General features: G+C 72.2%; 17 protein-coding genes. 10 read left to right on the top strand and 7 right to left on the bottom strand.

Annotated features, from left to right (window positions below):
* Window positions 1–99 precede the first annotated feature (99 nt).
* Entirely contained in the window at window positions 100–1,317 is a 1,218-nt protein-coding gene (gene recA / locus ACFT2C_RS10945; protein ID WP_377207078.1) for a recombinase RecA, read from the top strand.
* A 34-nt stretch (window positions 1,318–1,351) separates the two neighbouring features.
* The gene (locus ACFT2C_RS10940; RefSeq protein ID WP_377207077.1) at window positions 1,352–1,984 is read left to right on the top strand and encodes a regulatory protein RecX; all 633 of its coding nucleotides are present in this window, start codon (window positions 1,352–1,354) and stop codon (window positions 1,982–1,984) included.
* A gap of 129 nt (window positions 1,985–2,113) precedes the next feature.
* On the opposite strand, the gene ACFT2C_RS10935 is transcribed toward ACFT2C_RS10940, so the two are convergent.
* The 4 genes from ACFT2C_RS10935 to ACFT2C_RS10920 all read right to left on the bottom strand — a co-directional run bounded on the left by ACFT2C_RS10935 (window position 2,114) and on the right by ACFT2C_RS10920 (window position 5,573).
* Window positions 2,114–3,019 carry an amino acid ABC transporter permease gene (locus ACFT2C_RS10935; protein ID WP_377207076.1) on the bottom strand — a complete coding sequence of 302 codons (906 nt, stop codon included), beginning with the start codon at window positions 3,017–3,019 and terminating at the stop codon, window positions 2,114–2,116.
* Window positions 3,016–3,705: an amino acid ABC transporter permease gene (locus ACFT2C_RS10930; RefSeq protein WP_377207075.1), complete on the bottom strand. Its 690-nt coding sequence runs from the start codon at window positions 3,703–3,705 to the stop codon at window positions 3,016–3,018. Before ACFT2C_RS10930 ends, ACFT2C_RS10935 begins: the two co-directional genes overlap by 4 nt.
* Before the next feature lie 139 nt (window positions 3,706–3,844).
* Window positions 3,845–4,699, bottom strand: a complete 855-nt coding sequence (locus ACFT2C_RS10925; RefSeq protein ID WP_377207074.1) for a transporter substrate-binding domain-containing protein — start codon at window positions 4,697–4,699, stop codon at window positions 3,845–3,847.
* A 58-nt stretch (window positions 4,700–4,757) separates the two neighbouring features.
* Window positions 4,758–5,573 carry an amino acid ABC transporter ATP-binding protein gene (locus tag ACFT2C_RS10920; protein ID WP_377207073.1) on the bottom strand — a complete coding sequence of 272 codons (816 nt, stop codon included), beginning with the start codon at window positions 5,571–5,573 and terminating at the stop codon, window positions 4,758–4,760.
* A gap of 161 nt (window positions 5,574–5,734) precedes the next feature.
* Between ACFT2C_RS10920 and miaB the strand changes: the two genes are divergently transcribed.
* Window positions 5,735–7,429, top strand: a complete 1,695-nt coding sequence (miaB, locus tag ACFT2C_RS10915; RefSeq protein WP_377207072.1) for a tRNA (N6-isopentenyl adenosine(37)-C2)-methylthiotransferase MiaB — start codon at window positions 5,735–5,737, stop codon at window positions 7,427–7,429.
* Window positions 7,430–7,436: 7 nt separating this feature from the next.
* On the opposite strand, the gene ACFT2C_RS10910 is transcribed toward miaB, so the two are convergent.
* On the bottom strand, window positions 7,437–8,021 hold the full coding sequence (locus tag ACFT2C_RS10910; protein ID WP_377207071.1) for a YbjN domain-containing protein: 585 nt from the start codon (window positions 8,019–8,021) through the stop codon (window positions 7,437–7,439).
* Entirely contained in the window at window positions 8,018–8,617 is a 600-nt protein-coding gene (locus ACFT2C_RS10905) for a YbjN domain-containing protein (RefSeq protein ID WP_377207070.1), read from the bottom strand. The genes ACFT2C_RS10910 and ACFT2C_RS10905 overlap by 4 nt, the downstream gene beginning before the upstream one ends.
* Window positions 8,618–8,738: 121 nt before the next feature.
* On the opposite strand from ACFT2C_RS10905, the gene ACFT2C_RS10900 reads away from it, so the two are divergent.
* Genes ACFT2C_RS10900 through dapF form a run of 3 tightly spaced genes read left to right on the top strand, consistent with a single transcriptional unit; the run spans window position 8,739 to window position 11,370 of the window.
* Window positions 8,739–9,365 (top strand): hypothetical protein, encoded by a 627-nt coding sequence (locus ACFT2C_RS10900; RefSeq protein ID WP_377207069.1) that lies wholly within the window; start codon window positions 8,739–8,741, stop codon window positions 9,363–9,365.
* A 26-nt stretch (window positions 9,366–9,391) separates the two neighbouring features.
* On the top strand, window positions 9,392–10,408 hold the full coding sequence (miaA, locus tag ACFT2C_RS10895) for a tRNA (adenosine(37)-N6)-dimethylallyltransferase MiaA (protein ID WP_377207068.1): 1,017 nt from the start codon (window positions 9,392–9,394) through the stop codon (window positions 10,406–10,408).
* Window positions 10,405–11,370: a diaminopimelate epimerase gene (gene dapF / locus ACFT2C_RS10890; protein WP_377207067.1), complete on the top strand. Its 966-nt coding sequence runs from the start codon at window positions 10,405–10,407 to the stop codon at window positions 11,368–11,370. The genes miaA and dapF overlap by 4 nt, the downstream gene beginning before the upstream one ends.
* 22 nt (window positions 11,371–11,392) lie before the next feature.
* Here dapF and ACFT2C_RS10885 read toward each other — a convergent pair whose 3' ends face one another.
* On the bottom strand, window positions 11,393–11,992 hold the full coding sequence (locus ACFT2C_RS10885) for a class I SAM-dependent methyltransferase (RefSeq protein WP_377207066.1): 600 nt from the start codon (window positions 11,990–11,992) through the stop codon (window positions 11,393–11,395).
* 52 nt (window positions 11,993–12,044) lie between these two features.
* On the opposite strand from ACFT2C_RS10885, the gene ACFT2C_RS10880 reads away from it, so the two are divergent.
* The 4 genes from ACFT2C_RS10880 (at window position 12,045) to ACFT2C_RS10865 (ending at window position 17,536) form a co-directional block, all read left to right on the top strand.
* Window positions 12,045–12,677, top strand: coding sequence for a GNAT family N-acetyltransferase (locus tag ACFT2C_RS10880; protein ID WP_377207065.1), 633 nt, complete (start codon window positions 12,045–12,047; stop codon window positions 12,675–12,677).
* A 91-nt stretch (window positions 12,678–12,768) separates the two neighbouring features.
* Window positions 12,769–14,310 (top strand): GTPase HflX, encoded by a 1,542-nt coding sequence (hflX, locus tag ACFT2C_RS10875; protein ID WP_377207064.1) that lies wholly within the window; start codon window positions 12,769–12,771, stop codon window positions 14,308–14,310.
* Between the two features lie 104 nt (window positions 14,311–14,414).
* Window positions 14,415–16,520 (top strand): ATP-dependent DNA helicase, encoded by a 2,106-nt coding sequence (locus ACFT2C_RS10870; protein WP_377207063.1) that lies wholly within the window; start codon window positions 14,415–14,417, stop codon window positions 16,518–16,520.
* 26 nt (window positions 16,521–16,546) lie between these two features.
* On the top strand, window positions 16,547–17,536 hold the full coding sequence (locus tag ACFT2C_RS10865) for an L-lactate dehydrogenase (protein ID WP_377207062.1): 990 nt from the start codon (window positions 16,547–16,549) through the stop codon (window positions 17,534–17,536).
* The last annotated feature ends 68 nt before the right edge of the window (window positions 17,537–17,604 follow it).

The raw sequence follows: 17,604 nt of genomic DNA, 5'->3' as shown, positions 1-17,604 counted from the left end.
AGCAGGCGTCCGTGTCAGTGGCTCCGCGTACGGTCGGCTACGACGTACAGAGCCATCCACGCCGGCGCACAGAGCGCCCTGAAACCGAAGGTGTTGCACATGCCCGCACCAGCAGATCGCGACAAGGCCCTCGAAGCGGCCCTCGCCCAGATCGACCGCAGCTTTGGCAAGGGCTCGGTCATGCGCCTCGGCGACGAGATCCGTGCGCCTATCGAGGTGATCCCGACCGGCTCGATCGCCCTCGACGTGGCGCTCGGTATCGGAGGTCTGCCCCGTGGCCGCGTCGTCGAGGTGTACGGGCCCGAGTCCTCGGGCAAGACGACCATCGCGCTGCACGCGGTGGCCAACGCGCAGCGCCAGGGTGGCATCGCGGCGTTCATCGACGCCGAGCACGCGCTGGACCCGGACTACGCCAAGAAGCTCGGTGTCGACACCGACGCCCTCCTGGTCTCGCAGCCGGACACCGGTGAGCAGGCGCTGGAGATCACGGACATGCTGATCCGCTCCGGCGCGCTCGACATCATCGTGATCGACTCCGTCGCCGCCCTGACGCCCAAGGCCGAGATCGAGGGCGAGATGGGCGACAGCCACGTGGGTCTGCAGGCCCGCCTCATGTCGCAGGCCCTGCGCAAGATCACGGGCGCGCTCAGCTCGTCCGGCACCACCGCGATCTTCATCAACCAGCTGCGCGAGAAGATCGGCGTGTTCTTCGGCTCGCCCGAGACCACCACCGGTGGCAAGGCGCTGAAGTTCTACGCGTCGGTCCGTCTCGACATCCGCCGCATCGAGACCCTCAAGGAGGGTACGGACGCGGTCGGTAACCGCACCCGGGTGAAGGTCGTCAAGAACAAGATGGCCCCGCCCTTCAAGCAGGCGGAGTTCGACATCCTGTACGGCCACGGGATCTCCCGCGAGGGCGGCCTGATCGACATGGGCGTGGATCACGGCTTCGTGCGCAAGTCGGGCTCGTGGTTCACCTACGAGGGCGACCAGCTCGGCCAGGGCAAGGAGAACGCGCGGGCCTTCCTCCGTGACAACCCCGACCTCGCCAACGACATCGAGAAGCGCGTCAAGGAGAAGCTGGGCGTGGGCCCGAAGGTCGACGCCCCGGCGGACGAGGGTGCGGGCGCCACTGCCGCTCCGACCACCGAGAGCGGACCGGCCGCGGGCACGGTCGCGGCGGCGAGCTCGTCCTCGCGGACGACGACCACGGCGAAGGCCACCAAGTCGACCGCCACGCGTGCGAGGGCCACCAAGCCGGCGGTGTCGAAGACCGCCGCCAAGGCGGAGGCGGCCGCCGAGAAGGCACCGTTCTGACGTGCAGTACGGTAATCCAGCGGATGGTCCCGGCGTGGGGAAGCGTCGGGGCCATCCGGCCTCCCGGGAGGGCGGCCGGACGAGCAGTCGTGGGCGGGGCAGTGGAGCCGACCGGGCACCACGGAAGACCGTCGCGGAGCGCCTCGAAGTCGGCGAGATCAGCCGCGACGACGCCGTCGAGAAGGCCCGCGAGGTAGTTCTGCGGATCCTGACGGCGGCGCAACGGTCCCGCCGGGAGCTCGAGCAGTCGCTGGCGCGCAAGGGCTACCCGGAGGACGTCGTCGTGCAGGTGCTCGACCGGTTCGACGAGGTGGGCCTGGTGGACGACGCGACCTACGCCGAGACCATCGTCCGCACCCGGCACGCCGAGCGCGGCCTGGCCCGCCGTGGCATCGCCGCGGAGCTGCGCCGGCGAGGCATCGACGAGGACACGGCCACGGAGGCGCTGGACCAGCTCGACCCGGACGACGAACGCGTCGCGGGCGCGAAGCTGGCCACCAAGCTCGTCACCCGCACGCGCAGCCTCGACCGCCAGGTGCGGGTGCGCCGCGCCGTCGGCTCGCTTGCGCGGAAGGGCTATGCGCCCGGGCTGGCGTTCGAGCTGGTCCGCGACGCGCTCGCCGCGGAGGGCGAGGAGACGGACGACCTCGGCTACGCCGAGGACTGACGTCCAGCACCGGCGTCCTCGCCCCGCGGCGACGTCGTTGCGCGCCGACTCGCGACAGGGTGCCCGAACGCCGGAGCCGCCCCCAGCGTGTGTGCTGAGGGCGGCTCCGGCGTCGGTGCGGGTGGACCGTCAGACGACGCCCGCGCCCGGACCTGGTCCGCCGCCCACGGGTCCACCGGCCACGGCGGTCGGGATGCCGATGCCGGTGCCCTCGATCGTGGCCCCCGCCGTCCGGCTGGACAGCAGCCTCGCGAGCCGGTGCGCCAGGACGGTGAGCAGCCAGTTGATGATGATGAACACGATCGCCACGACGACCAGCGTCTGCAGCGGGTTCTGCTCCTTGGAGGAGAGGATCTGGGCGGATCGGAGCAGCTCGGGGTAAAGGATGATCTGGCCGAGCGCCGAGTCCTTGAGCACCACCACGAGCTGCGACACCATCGCGGGAAGCATGGCGACGAGGGCCTGCGGAAGCTGGACGGAGCGGAGCGTCTGCCCGGGAGTCAGGCCGATCGCCAGCCCGGCCTCGCCCTGTCCCTTCGGGAGGTTCCCGACCCCGGACCTGACCAGCTCCGCGATGACCGAGCCGTTGTACAGGACGAGGGCCAGCACCACCGCCGCGAACGGGCGGTCGGCGATCCACTGGGCCTGTGCCGAGAAGAACATGTAGAAGAAGATCATCATCAGCAGGACGGGCACCGCGCGGAAGAACTCCACGACCACACCCGAGATCCACCGGATCGGACGAATGTGCGACAGCCGTCCGACGCCGAAGATGATGCCGAACACCACCGAGCCCACCGTGGCGAACAACGCCGAGCGCAGCGTGTTCTGCAGGCCGGGCAGGTAGTAGGACTGCCAGGCCTCGGCGGACACGGCGTTCTGCCAGAGCGACGACTCGAACTGGCCCTTGGCATACAGCTCGGACGCCAGCCAGGCGAGCCCGGCGAGCACCACCAGGGCTGAGACGACGTTGCCGACCGCGGACAGGGCCCGGGCGCGAGGCCCCTGGGCGTCGAACAGGACGGACGCGGTCATCGCTTCACCGCCAGTCGGGTGGACAGCCAGGTGGTGGTCACACCGATCGGGATCACCAGGATGACGTAGCCGACCGCGAACAGCAGGAAGATCGCGACCATGAGGTCCGGTCGGAACTCGATCATGGTCTTCATCAGCGATGACGTCTCGGTCGCGACCGAGGCGGCGACGGCGACGGTCGAGTTCTTCAGCAACGCGATCAGCGTGTTGCCGAGCGGCGCGATGGCGCCGCGGAACGCCTGCGGCAAGATGATGAGGCCCGCCGCGGGCAGGAACGAGAGCCCGATCGCGCGCGCGGCCTCGGCCTGGCCCACCGGCACCGTGTTCACGCCGGAGCGGATGGCCTCACAGACGAACGCCGCGTGGTAGATGGACAGGCCGATCACCGCATACCAGAAGAACGTGGTGTCGAAGTCGTCCGAGATTGAGAGCCCCAGCTGCGAGAACACCACCAGGAACATGAACGTGAGGATGATCGTCAGCGGGGTGTTCCGGAAGATGGTCACGTACGCGGTGCCGGCCCACTGGAGCGACGCGATCGGGGAGATGCGCATCAGTGCGAGCACGGTGCCGAGGACCAGGGACAGGAGGGCGGCCCAGAACGTGAGCTGGATATTGACCCAGAACGCAGCCAGGACGTCGTACTGAGCGAAGAGCTCGGCGAACCCGGCGAAGAAGTCGTCCACGGTCACCTTTCAGGGAAATGGTCGGGGGCGTCGCGACACGGGCCGACGGCGCCGGACGCGCCCGACGCCGGACCGGCAGCCGCACGGAGAGCGGACGGTCCGGCGTCGAGCACGCTGGAACAGATCAACTATCAGGAGGTCACGCGCAGGCGTCCTGCTCCGGCGGGTTGAGGTCCGCGTTCGGGGTGTAGTCGGTGCCCTCGGTGTTCTTGGCGATGAGCTCCTCCCACGTGCCGTCCTCGATCATCTCGCCGATCGCGGTGTTGATCTTCTCGCACTCGTCGGTGCTGCCGTCGGGCAGGCCCACGCCGTAGCGCTCCTCCGAGAAGGGCGCGCCGACGACCTTAAACTTGCCGGCGTTCTGCTCGGCCGCGGCCAGGCCGGCAAGGATGATGTCGTCAGTGGTGACGGCGTCGACCGCACCGGACGCGAGGGCGGTGGCGCACTCGGCGTAGCCGCCGCGCTCCACGAGCTGCACGCCCTCGGCGTAGTCCTTCTTGATGTTCTCCGCCGAGGTCGAGCCGGTGACCGAGCAGAGGTTCTTGCCCTCGAGGTCCTCCGGGCCCTTGATGTCCGTGTTGTCGGCGGCGACCAGCAGGTCCTGTCCGGCGACGAAGTACGGGCCGGCGAAGTCGATGAGCTCCTTGCGCTCGTCGTTGATCGAGTAGGTGGCGAAGATCATGTCCACGTCGCCGTTCTGCAGCGCCGTCTCGCGGTTCGCGGAGATGGTCTCGACCCACTCGATCTGGTCCTCGGAGTAGCCGAGCTTGTCGGCCACGTAGCGAGCGACGTCGGTGTCGAAGCCCGTGAACTCGTCGCCCTCCTGGAGGCCCAGGCCCGGCTGGTCGTACTTGATGCCGATGCGGATGGTGTCGCCGCCACCCGCGGCGGTGTCGTCGCCGGACGGCTCGCCGACCTCGGCGCCGCCACACGCAGAAAGCGCGAGAGTAGATACTGCCGCCATTGCTAGCAGCCCCATGGTGTGCTTACGCATGATTCCCCTTCGGTAGTCCGGGCTCCGTTGCGGAACCCTGGGATCAGTCAATGAAAGATCAGTGGGTCAGGATCTTGGAGAGGAAGTCGCGCGCCCGCTCGCTCTTGGGCGCCGTGAAGAACTCCTCGGGGGGAGCCTCTTCGACGATCTGGCCGTCCGCCATGAAGACCACGCGGTTCGCGGCCTTGCGGGCGAACCCCATCTCGTGCGTGACGACGATCATGGTCATGCCCTCCTGGGCGAGCGCCACCATGGCGTCGAGCACCTCGTTGATCATCTCGGGGTCGAGGGCCGACGTCGGCTCGTCGAAGAGCATGACCTTCGGCTGCATCGCCAGCGCGCGGGCGATCGCCACACGCTGCTGCTGGCCGCCCGACAGCTGGGCGGGCATCTTGCCCGCCTGGTTGCCGACGCCCACGCGGTCGAGGAGGGCCCGGGCCTGCTCCTGGGCGGCCTTCTTGCTCATGCCGCGGACCTTGCGCGGCCCGAGGGTCACGTTGTCGAGCACGGTCTTGTGCGCGAACAGGTTGAACGACTGGAAGACCATGCCGACCTCGGCGCGCAGCTGCGCCAGGGCCTTGCCCTCCTCGGGCAGGGTCTTGCCGTCGATGGCGATGCTGCCGTCGTCGATGGTCTCCAGGCGGTTGATCGCCCGGCACAGCGTCGACTTGCCGGAGCCCGACGGCCCGATCACGACCAGCACCTCGCCCTTGCGGACGGTGAGGTTGATGTCCTGTAAGACGTGCAGCGCGCCGAAGTGCTTGTTCACGTGCTTCAGCTCTACGAGGGGCGCCCCGAGGACGCGGTCCGACGTCGGAGCGTCCACGGTCTCGTCGGCCGCTGGTTGGCCGGTGGTCGGGGTGCTCTGGTCCATCCCTTGAACCTAACGATCCGATGTTTCGAGGGCCAAGTCGACGGGTCATCCGGGCACAACGTTTCGGTAACAGATGCCCGCTATGGGGTCGGACCTGCACTGTTCCGGGCGAGCCCGGGCGAGTTCGGGGCGGCTCGACAGGGGCCGTAAAGTTGGCTCCGATGTCCACGACCGCCCTCACCCCAGCCCTGCCCGACGCCGCCGCGACCAAACTGGCGACGGACGCCGTCGTCCGCGACGACGCTCCGGAGCGGCCCCGCACCTACCTGGTGCGCACGCTGGGCTGCCAGATGAACGTGCACGACTCCGAGCACATGGCAGGCATGCTCGAACAGGCCGGCTACACGCGTGCGTCCAGCGAGGACGAGGCGGCGAGCTCCGCCGACGTCATCGTGATCAACACGTGCGCCGTGCGCGAGAACGCGGCGAACAAGCTGTACGGGAACCTCGGCCAGCTCGCCGGGGTCAAGGCGGAGCGGCCGGGCATGCAGATCGCCGTCGGCGGGTGCCTGGCCCAGAAGGACCGCGGCGACATCGTGGCGAAGGCGCCGTGGGTCGACGTCGTGTTCGGCACGCACAACCTCGACGCCCTGCCGGTGCTGCTGGAGCGTGCCCGGCACAACGAGTCGGCGCAGGTCGAGATCGCGGAGTCCCTGCAGGTCTTCCCGTCCACGCTGCCGACCAAGCGCGAGTCCGTCTACGCCGGCTGGGTCAGCATCTCCGTGGGCTGCAACAACACCTGCACGTTCTGCATAGTGCCGCACCTGCGCGGCAAGGAGCGCGACCGCCGTCCCGGCGAGATCCTGGCCGAGGTCGAGGCACTGGTGGCCGCAGGCGCCATCGAGGTGACGCTGCTCGGTCAGAACGTGAACAGCTACGGCGTCGAGTTCGGCGACCGCGGCGCGTTCGCCAAGCTGCTGCGCGCGTGCGGCCGGATCGAGGGCCTGGAGCGCGTGCGGTTCACGTCCCCGCACCCCGCCGCGTTCACCGACGACGTCATCGCCGCCATGGCCGAGACCCCGAACGTGATGCCGCAGCTGCACATGCCGCTGCAGTCCGGCTCCGACCGGATCCTGCGCGCGATGCGCCGCTCGTACCGCTCGGAGAAGTTCCTCGGCATCCTGGAGCGTGTCCGCGCCGCGATGCCCGACGCCTCGATCACGACCGACATCATCGTCGGCTTCCCGGGCGAGACCGAGGAGGACTTCGCCGAGACCCTGCGCGTCGTCGAGGCGTCCCGGTTCAGCTCGGCGTTCAGCTTCCAGTACTCGCCGCGCCCCGGCACGCCGGCCGCGACCATGGACCACCAGCTCCCCAAGGAGGTCGTGCAGGAGCGCTTCGAGCGCCTGCTCGCGCTGCAGGAGCGCATCGGCGCCGAGGAGGCGCAACGGCAGGTGGGACGCACGCTCGAGGTCCTCGTCGCCGAGGGCTCCGGCAGGAAGGACGGCGCGATGCACCGGCTGTCGGGCCGGGCCGCCGACAACCGCCTGGTGCACTTCGGCCTGCCCGCGCTGCCCGACGCCGCCTCGGTCGCCTCGGGCGCGCACCTCGCCCACGCGGAGCTCACCGGTGCTCCGGCGAGCCTCGACGACCCGCGCCTGTCCGCCGTCGTGCCCGAAGGCCTGCCGCGGCCCGGCGACATGGTGACCGTGACCGTGACGAAGGCCGCCCCGCACCACCTCATCGCCGACCCCGTGACCGACGGACCGCTCGCGGTGCGGCGCACCCGCTCGGGCGACGCGTGGGCGGAGCGCGAGAAGGTCCGCCTCGGCGGCGGGGAGGACGCGCACTCGCACGGCACCCCGGCGCCGTCGGGCCCGGTGCCGCTGGGCCTGCCGACCCTCCGCGCGAGGTAGGGCCGCGCTACTTCGCGGTGTCGCCCGGGTCCGGCTCGGTGCCCGGTTCCGCGTCGGGCGGGGGTGCCAGCGAGGCCACGGTGGAGAAGAACTGGCTCGCCGTCACCAGGCCGCACGACACGGTCTGGGCGAGCTGGTCCTCCGTGGCGCCGTGCTCGAAGTCCACCGACACCTCGGCGTACAGGGCGAGCCCCGAGCTCTCCTCGCGCGTGTAGACCTTGGGCCAGATGCGCTCGCGGTTCCAGTCGTTCGCGGCCTGCAGCACGGCCAGCCGCGCGCCGGGCGGCAGCGCGCCGGCCCAGCGGCCGCGCACCTGCAGGATCTCGTCGTGCTCGCCGAGCAGCAGGAACCAGAACCGGTTGCCGTCCCAGGTGCCGGTGACGTCGCCGTCGTCGTCGATCCGGAACCGGTAGCCGCGGCGCGAGAGGTCGTCGCCGACGCGCTGCGTGCTCAGCGGGCGCGGCTTGTCGACCTGCACGTTCGCAAGGGTGCGGGTCTGCGTGCCCGAGGTACGCCGCGCGGCCGGCGGGCGCGGGTTGAGCAGTCGGGCGAGCCAGCGGCCGGCGCCGCCTCCACTCCGGGCCGGGCTCATGGCGCGGACCTCAGCGGGTCGGGGTACGTCTCGTCGAGGTGCTCGAAGAACATGGACCCGGTGGTCAGCCCGCACTGCAGGAGCTGGTCGAGCTGGTCCTCCGTGACGCCGTGCTCCAGGTCGACGGTGACCTCGGTGTAGACCAGCACCGCCCCGTTGTCACGGACCCGGACGTACGTCTTGGGCCAGATGCGCTCGGCGTTCCACTCGTTGCAGAGCTCGAGGATCTCCTCGAGCCGCTCGATGGTGAGGTCCCGGTGCCACTGCCCGCGCACCTGGAGCACCTCGGAGCTCTCGCCGACCATGAGGAAGTAGAAGAGCCAGCCGTGCCACAGCCCGCCGACGTCGCCCTCCGAGTCCACGAAATAGCTGAACCCGTTCTCGCCCAGCCATTCGACGACGCGGTCGCGCGTCAGCGGCTGAGGAATGGAGCCGGGATCGTCGAGGCCGCCCGTCAGCTCTCGGAGCAGTACGCCTTCGACCTGCGCCCGCAGCTCGTCGTCGTCGAGTTCCTTGGGCTCGGGCTTTTGCGGGCCGGTAGCCGCGCGGTTGCCGTCGCCCGCCGTGTTCCGGCGTCGTGACCCGAAAAACCTCACCAGGCCACAGTACCCGCCAGACCCCTTCCCCCGCTGCGTCGAACGCGTGAGAAATGGGGTGGAATCGTCCGGGAACGGCCAACGGCCGGGCCTGCTGCTAGTTTCGATGACCGTGCGCGCCGTGATCCTGCCTGCGACCCCGCTGCTCGTCCCCGGGCTGGCCCCTGGCCTGCGGCCGGACCCGCTCGCGGCGGCTCGCGGCGCAGTCCGGGCGGCCCTCGCGGAGCTCACCGCGGGGGGCCGGCTGCCGCTGGTCCTGGCGCACGGACCCACGCTCCGGCACGGGCGCCTGCGCCCGTCGCTCGCGGGTTCGGGCATCGGTGAGCGCTGGTTGCCCGACCCTTCGACAGGCTCAGGGCGGCGCCCTTCGACAGGCTCAGGACGGCGCGCCGCCGCGGCCACGTCCTGGGCGGACGGCGCCCCCGCCGGCACCGGCGCGTCGGTGGCGCTCCTGGCGCTCGCGGACGTGCTGGGCGCTCGGGCCGCCGACGTCGAGACGCTGGAGGTGCCGCCCGACGCCGCCCTGCTCGACGCCGCGGCGGCCGACCTGCTGCGCGGCGCCGCCGGCCTCGTCGTCGCGAGCGGGGGAGTGCCCGGCGGGCTGGACAGCACCCCGGGCGCGCTCACGGACGGGATCCGGGCGGCGTTGCGTGCGGCCGGCGCCGACGCCTGGAACACCGACGTCCAGGTGTTCGGGCAGTCGCACGACCACCTGCCGCCCGAGTACTGGGTGACGATCCTGTCGTGACCTGCGGCGGCCCGTAAAGTGGCCGCGTGATAGTCGTCGCCGTCGTGGGGCCCACCGCCACCGGAAAGTCGGACCTCGCGCTCGACATGGCCGAGGCGCTGGGCACCAGAGAGCCGAGCACTACAGGGCCCGGCGCCTCCGAGAACGGCGCGGAGATCGTCAACGCCGACGCCTACCAGCTCTACCGCGGCATGGACGTCGGCACGGCCAAGGTGCCGCCGGCCGAGCGGCGCGGCATCCCGCACCACCAGGTCGACGTGCTGGACCCGACGCAGGACGCCTCCGTTGCGCGCTACCAGGAGGCGGGACGCGCCGACCTGGACGCGATCGAGGGGCGGGGCGCGCGCGCCGTCGTCGTCGGCGGGTCAGGACTGTACGTCCGCGCCCTCCTGGACGCCATGGACTTCCCGGGCACCGACCCCGACGTCCGGGCACGCCTGGAGGCGCGCGCCGAGGCCGAGGGCCGCCGCGCCCTGCACGCCGAGCTGGAGCGGCTCGACCCGCAGGCCGCGACCAGCATCGGCCCGCAGAACACCCGCCGCATCGTGCGCGCGCTGGAGGTCATCGAGATCACGGGCCGCCCCTACACGGCCAACCTGCCGCGCCAGGAGTACGTGCGGCCCGCCGTGCAGATCGGCCTGGACTGCTCCCGCGAGGTGCTGGACGCACGCGTCGCCGGTCGCGTGGACCGCATGTGGGACGCGGGCCTCGTGGACGAGGTGCGCGCCCTCGCGAGCCCCGAGCAGGGCGGCACGGGCACCGGCCTGGGTGTCACCGCGGCCCGCGCCGTCGGCTACGCGGAGGTGCTCGCCTGGTGGCGCGGCGAGTACACCGAGACCGAGGCCAGGGCTGCGATCACCGCGAACACCCGGCGCCTGGCCCGCAAGCAGATGGGCTGGTTCGGGCGCGACCCCCGCGTGCACTGGCTCGACGCCGCCTCGCCCCGCCTCCTTCAGGAGGCCCTCCAGATCGTGGCCGACGCCGACGCCGGGAACCTGCCCGTTGCGGGGACCGAGCCCGTGCGCCGTAGCCTGGGATCATGACGCAGCCTGCGACCAGCCCTGTGCCCTCCGCCCCGACGCCGGCGACCCTCGCCTTCACGAAGGGGCACGGCACGCAGAACGACTTCGTGCTGATCGCGGACCCCGAGGGCGTGCTCGACCTCGGCCCGGCCGACGTGCGCAAGCTGGCCGACCGGCGCGCCGGGATCGGCGGCGACGGCGTGATCCGGCTCGCCCCGACCGCCGCGCTCGCCCGCGCCGGCGAGGAGACCGCCCTGGCCGCGCTGGCGGAGGACCCGACGGCCGAGTGGTTCATGGACTACCGCAACGCCGACGGCTCCGTCGCCGAGATGTGCGGCAACGGCGTGCGCGTCTTCGCGGCGTTCGCCGAGCAGGAGGGGCTAGCCGACCTGTCCGCCGGCCCGCTCAGCCTCGCCACCCGCGCCGGCGTCAAGCGCGTCACCAAGGAGCCCAGCGGCTGGTACGCCGTCGACATGGGCCCCTGGTTCCTGCCCGGCGGCGAGACCGCGGCGGCCGAGGGGTACGACGCCGCCGTCGCGGTCCGCGGCTGGACCAGGCCCCGCCCCGCCCTCAGCGTGGACCTCGGCAACCCGCACACCGTCGTCGCCCTCGCGAGCGTCGAGGAGCTGGCCTCGCTGGAGCTCTTCCACGCCCCCGAGGTCGCGCCCCTCCCGCCGCACGGCACCAACGTCGAGCTCGTGGTGCCGCTCGGCGAGGAGGAGGGGCCCGACGGCGTCGTCGGCCGCCTCCGCATGCGGGTGCACGAGCGCGGGGTCGGCGAGACGCCGTCGTGCGGCACCGGCGCGTGCGCCGCGGCGCTCGCGGTGCGTACCTGGCAGGGCGGTACGTCCGGCGACGGCGCGCCCGACACGTGGATCGTCGAGGTGCCGGGCGGCGAGGTGCGGGTGCGCGTCCTGCCGAGCGGCAACGTGGAGCTGGCGGGACCGGCGGAGCTGGTGTACTCGGGCCAGGTCGCCCGCTGACGGGCGCCGCACTTCTGACAGGTCAGCCCGCGACGCGCAGGACGCGGAAGCCCTTGGACGACGCCTCCCGGTCGACCTGCTGGCCGAGCGTGTCGGTGATCCAGCGCGCGAGCGAGTCGGAGCCCAGGTTCTTCTGCACCACCAGCCACGCCTCGGCGCCCTCGGCCAGCCGGGGCAGCCACCGGGCGAGCAGCTCGTGCAGCGCCTGCTTGCCCACGCGGATCGGCGGGTTGGACCAGCACGCGTCGAACTCCAGGCCGGCGGGCACGTCGTCGGGCAGGGCGGCTCGGACGTTGCCGAGGCCGAGCCGCTCGGCGTTCCGGCGCACCAGGTCGAGGGCGCGCTCGTTGACGTCGACCGCCCACACCGTGGCATGCGGCGCCTCCAGCGCGAGGGAGATCGTGATGGGCCCCCAGCCGCACCCCAGGTCGAGCAGGTTGCCCGACGGCGGGGCCGCCGGCACCCGGTTCAGCAGCACCGCCGTGCCCTTGTCGACGCCGCCGGGCGAGAAGACGCCGGACGCCACCTCGACCTCCAGCTCCCGGCCGGCGAGGTGGACGGTGCGGGTGCGGCGCTCGTCGTCCGAGGCGGGCTGGGCGGTGAAGTAGTGGTCGGTGGACACCGCGTAATCGTAGGCGCTTGCCGCCCGGCGTGACCGGTGCCAGCCTTCCGGAATGGAGATCGTTCCGGCCACCCCGGATCGGTGGGACGACGTGCAGGCCGTGTTCGGCACGCGCGGCGGCGCCCACCACTGCCAGTGCCAGCGCATCCGGCTCGGCGACCGCGCCTGGTGGTACCTGTCCGTCGAGGAGCGCGCGCACCACCTGCGGGAACAGCTCGACGCCGGTTCACCCGACGGCGGTCCGGCCGGCGACGCTCCGGCCGGCGAGGACGGCGCCGCCGCGCCGACGTCGGGCGCCCTGCTGGCCTACGTCGACGCCGAGCCGGCCGGGTGGGTGGCGGTGGCGCCTCGCACCGAGTTCGTGCGGTACCGGGGCAGCCAGGTGCCCTGGGCGGGCCGGCACGAGGACAAGGACGACGACGGCGTCTGGGCGGTCACCTGCTTCGCCGTCCGGGTCGGCTACCGCAAGCAGGGGCTGATGTACGCGCTGGCGGCGGCCGCCGTCGAGCACGCGCGGGAACGGGGCGCCCAGGCCGTCGAGGGGTACCCGATGGCGCCGAACCCGGGCCAGGAGATCGCGTGGGGCGAGGTCAACGTGGGCACGCCCGGCCCGTTCGCGGCGGCGGGCCTGACGGAGGTCAGCCGCCCGACGAAGCGGCGCCGGGTGATGCGGCTGGATTTCTGACCAGACCGCCGTGGAAAGACATAGCCGCGGGACTTTCGGCCGTGGGATCCTTGTTGTACCGAAGGACGAACAACCGAGAGTTAGGCAGTACATGACCCACACCCCGACAGAGCCCGAGCTCCCCGCAGAGGAGACGCCCGAACTCCGCGCGGTCCAGGCAGACGCCCAGGCCATCGCGAACGATGTCGTGGCACGGGTTCTCGCTCGGGCGGGGACCGCACGTGCCGACGGCGCAACGGTGCACACCGTGGCCGACGGCGACCAGCTGGACCTCGAGGAGCGCACTGCGCTGCGCCGCGTGGCCGGTCTGTCGACCGAGCTGGAAGACGTCACCGAGGTCGAGTACCGGCAGCTGCGTCTGGAGAAGGTGGTGCTCGTCGGCCTGTTCACGGGCGGCGAGCACGCGGCCCGCGACGCGGAGATCTCGCTGCGCGAGCTCGCCGCGCTGGCCGAGACGGCCGGCTCGCAGGTGCTGGACGGCCTGCTGCAGCGCCGGCAGAAGCCCGACCCGGGCACGTACCTGGGTTCCGGCAAGGCCCTGGAGCTCGCACAGGTCGTCATGGCGTCGGGCGCCGACACCGTGATCGTCGACGGTGAGCTCGCCCCGTCCCAGCGCCGCTCGCTGGAGGACGTGGTGAAGGTCAAGGTCGTCGACCGTACGGCCCTGATCCTGGACATCTTCGCGCAGCACGCGAAGTCCCGTGAGGGCAAGGCGCAGGTCGAGCTCGCCCAGCTCGAGTACCTGCTGCCGCGCCTGCGCGGCTGGGGCGACTCGATGTCCCGCCAGGCCGGTGGCCAGGTGGGCGGCGCGGGCGCCGGCATGGGCTCGCGTGGCCCCGGTGAGACCAAGATCGAGCTGGACCGGCGGCGCATCCGCAACCGGATGGCGAAGCTGCGGCGCGAGATCGTCGCGATGAAGCCGGCGCGCGAGACCAAGCGGCTGAGCCGCAAGCGCAACGCCATCCCGGCGGTCGCCATCGCCGGCTACACGAACGCGGGCAAGTCCTCGCTGCTGAACGCGCTCACGGGCGCGGGAGTGCTTGTCGAGAACGCCCTGTTCGCCACGCTGGACCCGACGGTGCGGCGTACCAAGACCGAGGACGGCCGCATCTACACGCTGACGGACACGGTCGGGTTCGTGCGGCACCTGCCGCACCAGCTCGTCGAGGCGTTCCGGTCCACGCTGGAGGAGGTCGGCGACGCCGACATCCTGCTGCACGTGGTCGACGCGTCCCACCCGGACCCGGAGGGGCAGATCGCGGCGGTCCGCGAGGTGCTGTCCGAGATCCCCGCCTTCGGGGACGTGCACGAGATCGTGGTGCTCAACAAGGCCGACATCGCGGACCCGACGGTCGTCGGCCGCATCCAGCGGCGGGAGCGGCACACCGCCGTCGTCTCGGCGCACTCCGGTGAGGGCATCGCCGAGCTGCGGGCCCGGATCGCCGCCGACCTGCCGCGCCCGGGGATCCAGATCGACCTCGTGGTCCCGTACGAGCGAGGCGACCTGGTGCACCGCGTGCACGAGCACGGCGACATCGAGCTGACCGAGCACGTCGCGGCGGGTACGCACCTGCGCGGCCGCGTCGACGAGCAGCTCGCCACAGAGCTGAAGCAGGTCGCTGTAGCGTCCTGACCCACAGCCACCCCGGAACGTGCCAGACGCCCAGGTCGCACCGCCGACCTGGGCGTCTGGCATGTCCGGGCGGCGGTGCCGGGCCTGTGGACGACGTGGGGTGGATGTCGGAGGTCCGGCCTAGGATCGAGTGCGTGACCAGCCTTCCCGACGCACCCACCGACACGACTTCCGACCAGCGAGTTCCCGACGTCGAGGAGCTCCTCGACCTTGCCGTCGGCGAGCTGGGTGGCGGACGCCGGGACGGCCAGCATCGGATGGCGGTGGCCGTCGGCGAGGCGATCGAGAAGGGCGAGCACCTGCTCGTCCAGGCCGGCACGGGCACGGGTAAGTCGCTCGGCTATCTCGTGCCCGCCGTCCGGCACGCGGTGGCCGACGGCAGCAAGGTCATCATCTCGACGGCGACCCTCGCCCTGCAGCGCCAGGTCATCACGCGCGACCTCCCGCTCGTCGCGAAGGCGGTAACGCCCCAGCTCCCGCGCGAGCCGCGGATCGCCCTGCTCAAGGGCTGGCACAACTACCTGTGCGTGCACAAGATCGGCGGCGGGTACCCGGCCGACGAGCCCACGCTCTTCGACCTGCCCGGCGGCGAGGACCACCCGCGCACCGACGAGACGCCCGGCCCTGGCGGCGCGCGCGGCCGGCGCAAGGACGACGGCGCCACGCTCGCCGACCACGTCCGCCGCCTGCACGAGTGGGCGAGCGAGACCGACACGGGCGACCGCGACGACCTGGTGCCCGGCGTGCCCGACCGGGCGTGGCGGCAGGTGTCCGTGACGGCCATGGAGTGCCTCGGCGGCAAGTGCCCCATGCTCGCCGAGTGCTTCCCGGACAAGGCGCGCGCCGCCTCCCGGGACGCGGACGTCGTGGTCACCAACCACGCGATGCTCGGCATCGCGGCCACGGGCAGCCCGGGCGTCCTCCCGGAGCACGACGTCGTCGTGGTGGACGAGGCGCACGAGCTCACGGACCGCGTGACGTCGTCGGCCACGGTGGACCTGTCGATGGCCTCGGTGGAGAACGCGGCGCGGCTCGCGCGGCGGCACGCCGGGACCAACACCGAGACCCTGGACAAGGCCGCGCAGGACCTCGGGACGCTGCTCGTCACGGCGCCCGCCGAGCGGTTCCCGGAAGGCCTGCCGGACTCCCTGCGGACGGCGGTCGGCGCGGTGCGCGACGCCGCGCGCGAGGTGCTGAGCACGCTCAAGCCGGACGCGAACGGCGGCAAGGGCCAGGCCGCCGGCCAGCCCGACCCGGGTCTGAAGATGGCGCAGGGCGCCATGCTCCAGCTCTTCGAGACGGCGGAGCGCATGGCGTCGCAGGACACGACCGCCGACGTGCTGTGGTGCTCGCGCCCCGACAACGGGTGGGGCGGGTTCGGCGACAACGTGACGCGCCTGCACGCGGCGCCGCTGCACGTGGCGGGCCTGATCCGGACGCACCTGCTGGGCGAGGCGACGGGCATCTTCACCTCGGCCACGCTGGCGCTGGGCGGCACCTTCGACCCGGTGGCCGGCACGCTGGGTCTCAAGGGCGAGGACGCCCCGCCGTGGCAGGGCCTGGACGCCGGCAGCCCGTTCGACTACCCGCGCCAGGGCATCCTGTACATCGCGCGACACCTCCCGGCCCCCGGCCGGGAGCCCACCACGGAGGCGCAGCTCGACGAGATCGCCGAGCTCATCACCGCGGCGGGGGGCCGCACGCTCGGCCTGTTCTCGTCGCGGCGCGCGGCGAACGCGGCGGCGGAGGCCATGCGCGAGCGGCTGGACATCCCGATCCTGGCCCAGGGCGACGACCAGCTGCCCACCCTGGTGCGCCAGTTCGCCGACGATCCGGCCACCTGCCTGTTCGGCACGCTGTCGCTGTGGCAGGGCGTCGACGTGCCGGGCCCGTCCTGCCAGCTCGTGCTCATCGACCGCATCCCGTTCCCGCGCCCCGACGACCCGGTCAAGGCGGCGCGCGCCCGCGCCGTCGAGCAGGCGGGCGGCAACGGGTTCATGGCGGTGTCCGCGCAGCACGCGGCGCTGCTGCTCGCGCAGGGCGCGGGGCGCCTGGTGCGGAGCATGGACGACCGCGGAGTGGTCGCCGTCCTGGACCCGCGGCTCGCGACCGCCCGGTACGCGTCGTTCCTGACCCGCTCGATGCCCGGGTTCTGGCCCACCACGGACCCGGCGCTGGTCCGCGCCGCGCTGGCCCGGCTCGACACCTAGCCCGCCGACCCGCATAGCCTGGGCGCATGGCAGCCCTCTCGAACGTCCCGGTCACGGAGCCTTCCAGCTCGCAGACCACCAAGATCGCCGTGGTGGGTGCCGGGGCGGTCGGGTCCACGCTGGCCTTCGCCGCGCTCGCGCGGGGATCCGCGCGCACCATCGCCCTGCACGACGTGAACCGGGCCAAGGTCCAGGCCGAGGTGCTGGACCTGCAGCACGGCCTGATGTTCACGCCCCAGGCGCACGTGATCGGCTCGGACGACGTCGCTGTCTGCGCGGGCGCCGACGTCGTCGTGGTGACCGCCGGGGCGAAGCAGAAGCCCGGGCAGACCCGAACCGACCTCGCCGAGGCGACGATCGGGCTGATGCGGCAGATCCTGCCCGGCCTGGTCGACGTCGCGCCCGACGCGACCTACCTGATGGTGACCAATCCCGTGGACGTGGTCACGTACGCGGCGCTCAAGATCTCCGGCCTGCCGCGCGAGCAGCTGTTCGGCAGCGGCACCGTCCTGGACTCGTCCCGGCTGCGCGTCGTGCTCGCCGAGCGTTGCGGGGTCGCGGTCGCGAACGTGCACGCCTACATCGCCGGGGAGCACGGGGACTCCGAGATCGCGCTGTGGAGCTCCGCCTCGATCGGCGGCGTCCCGCTGCTCGACTGGGAGCCGGTGGGCGGCGCCGCGCCGATCGACGCCGCGGCGCGCGCGGAGGTGCACCACGAGGTGGTCGACTCGGCCTACCGGATCATCGCCGGGAAGGGGGCCACCAACTACGCCGTCGGCCTGGCCACGACCCGCATCATCGAGGCGGTGCTCAACGACGAGCGCCGGATCATGCCGGTGTCCTCGCTGCTGGACGACTACTACGGCATCAGCGACGTCTGCCTGTCGGTACCGTCCCTCGTGGACCGGCGCGGCGTCACCGACAACGTGCGAGTCCCGATGTCGGACGAGGAGCTGGCGGGCCTGCGGGCGTCCGCCGAGAGCGTGCGGGCTGTGCAGAAGCGCTTCGGCCTCTGACGGGACCCGCGAAGTAGAGCGCCTGTCCCCCCTGCGCAAGGTGAGCCTTGCGCAGGGGGGACAGGCTG

The organism is Promicromonospora sp. NPDC057138 (genome assembly GCF_042670845.1).
Lineage (GTDB): Bacteria > Actinomycetota > Actinomycetes > Actinomycetales > Cellulomonadaceae > Promicromonospora.
Note: the sequence above shows the minus strand (reverse complement) of the source record. Positions and strands in the feature narration are given on the sequence as shown.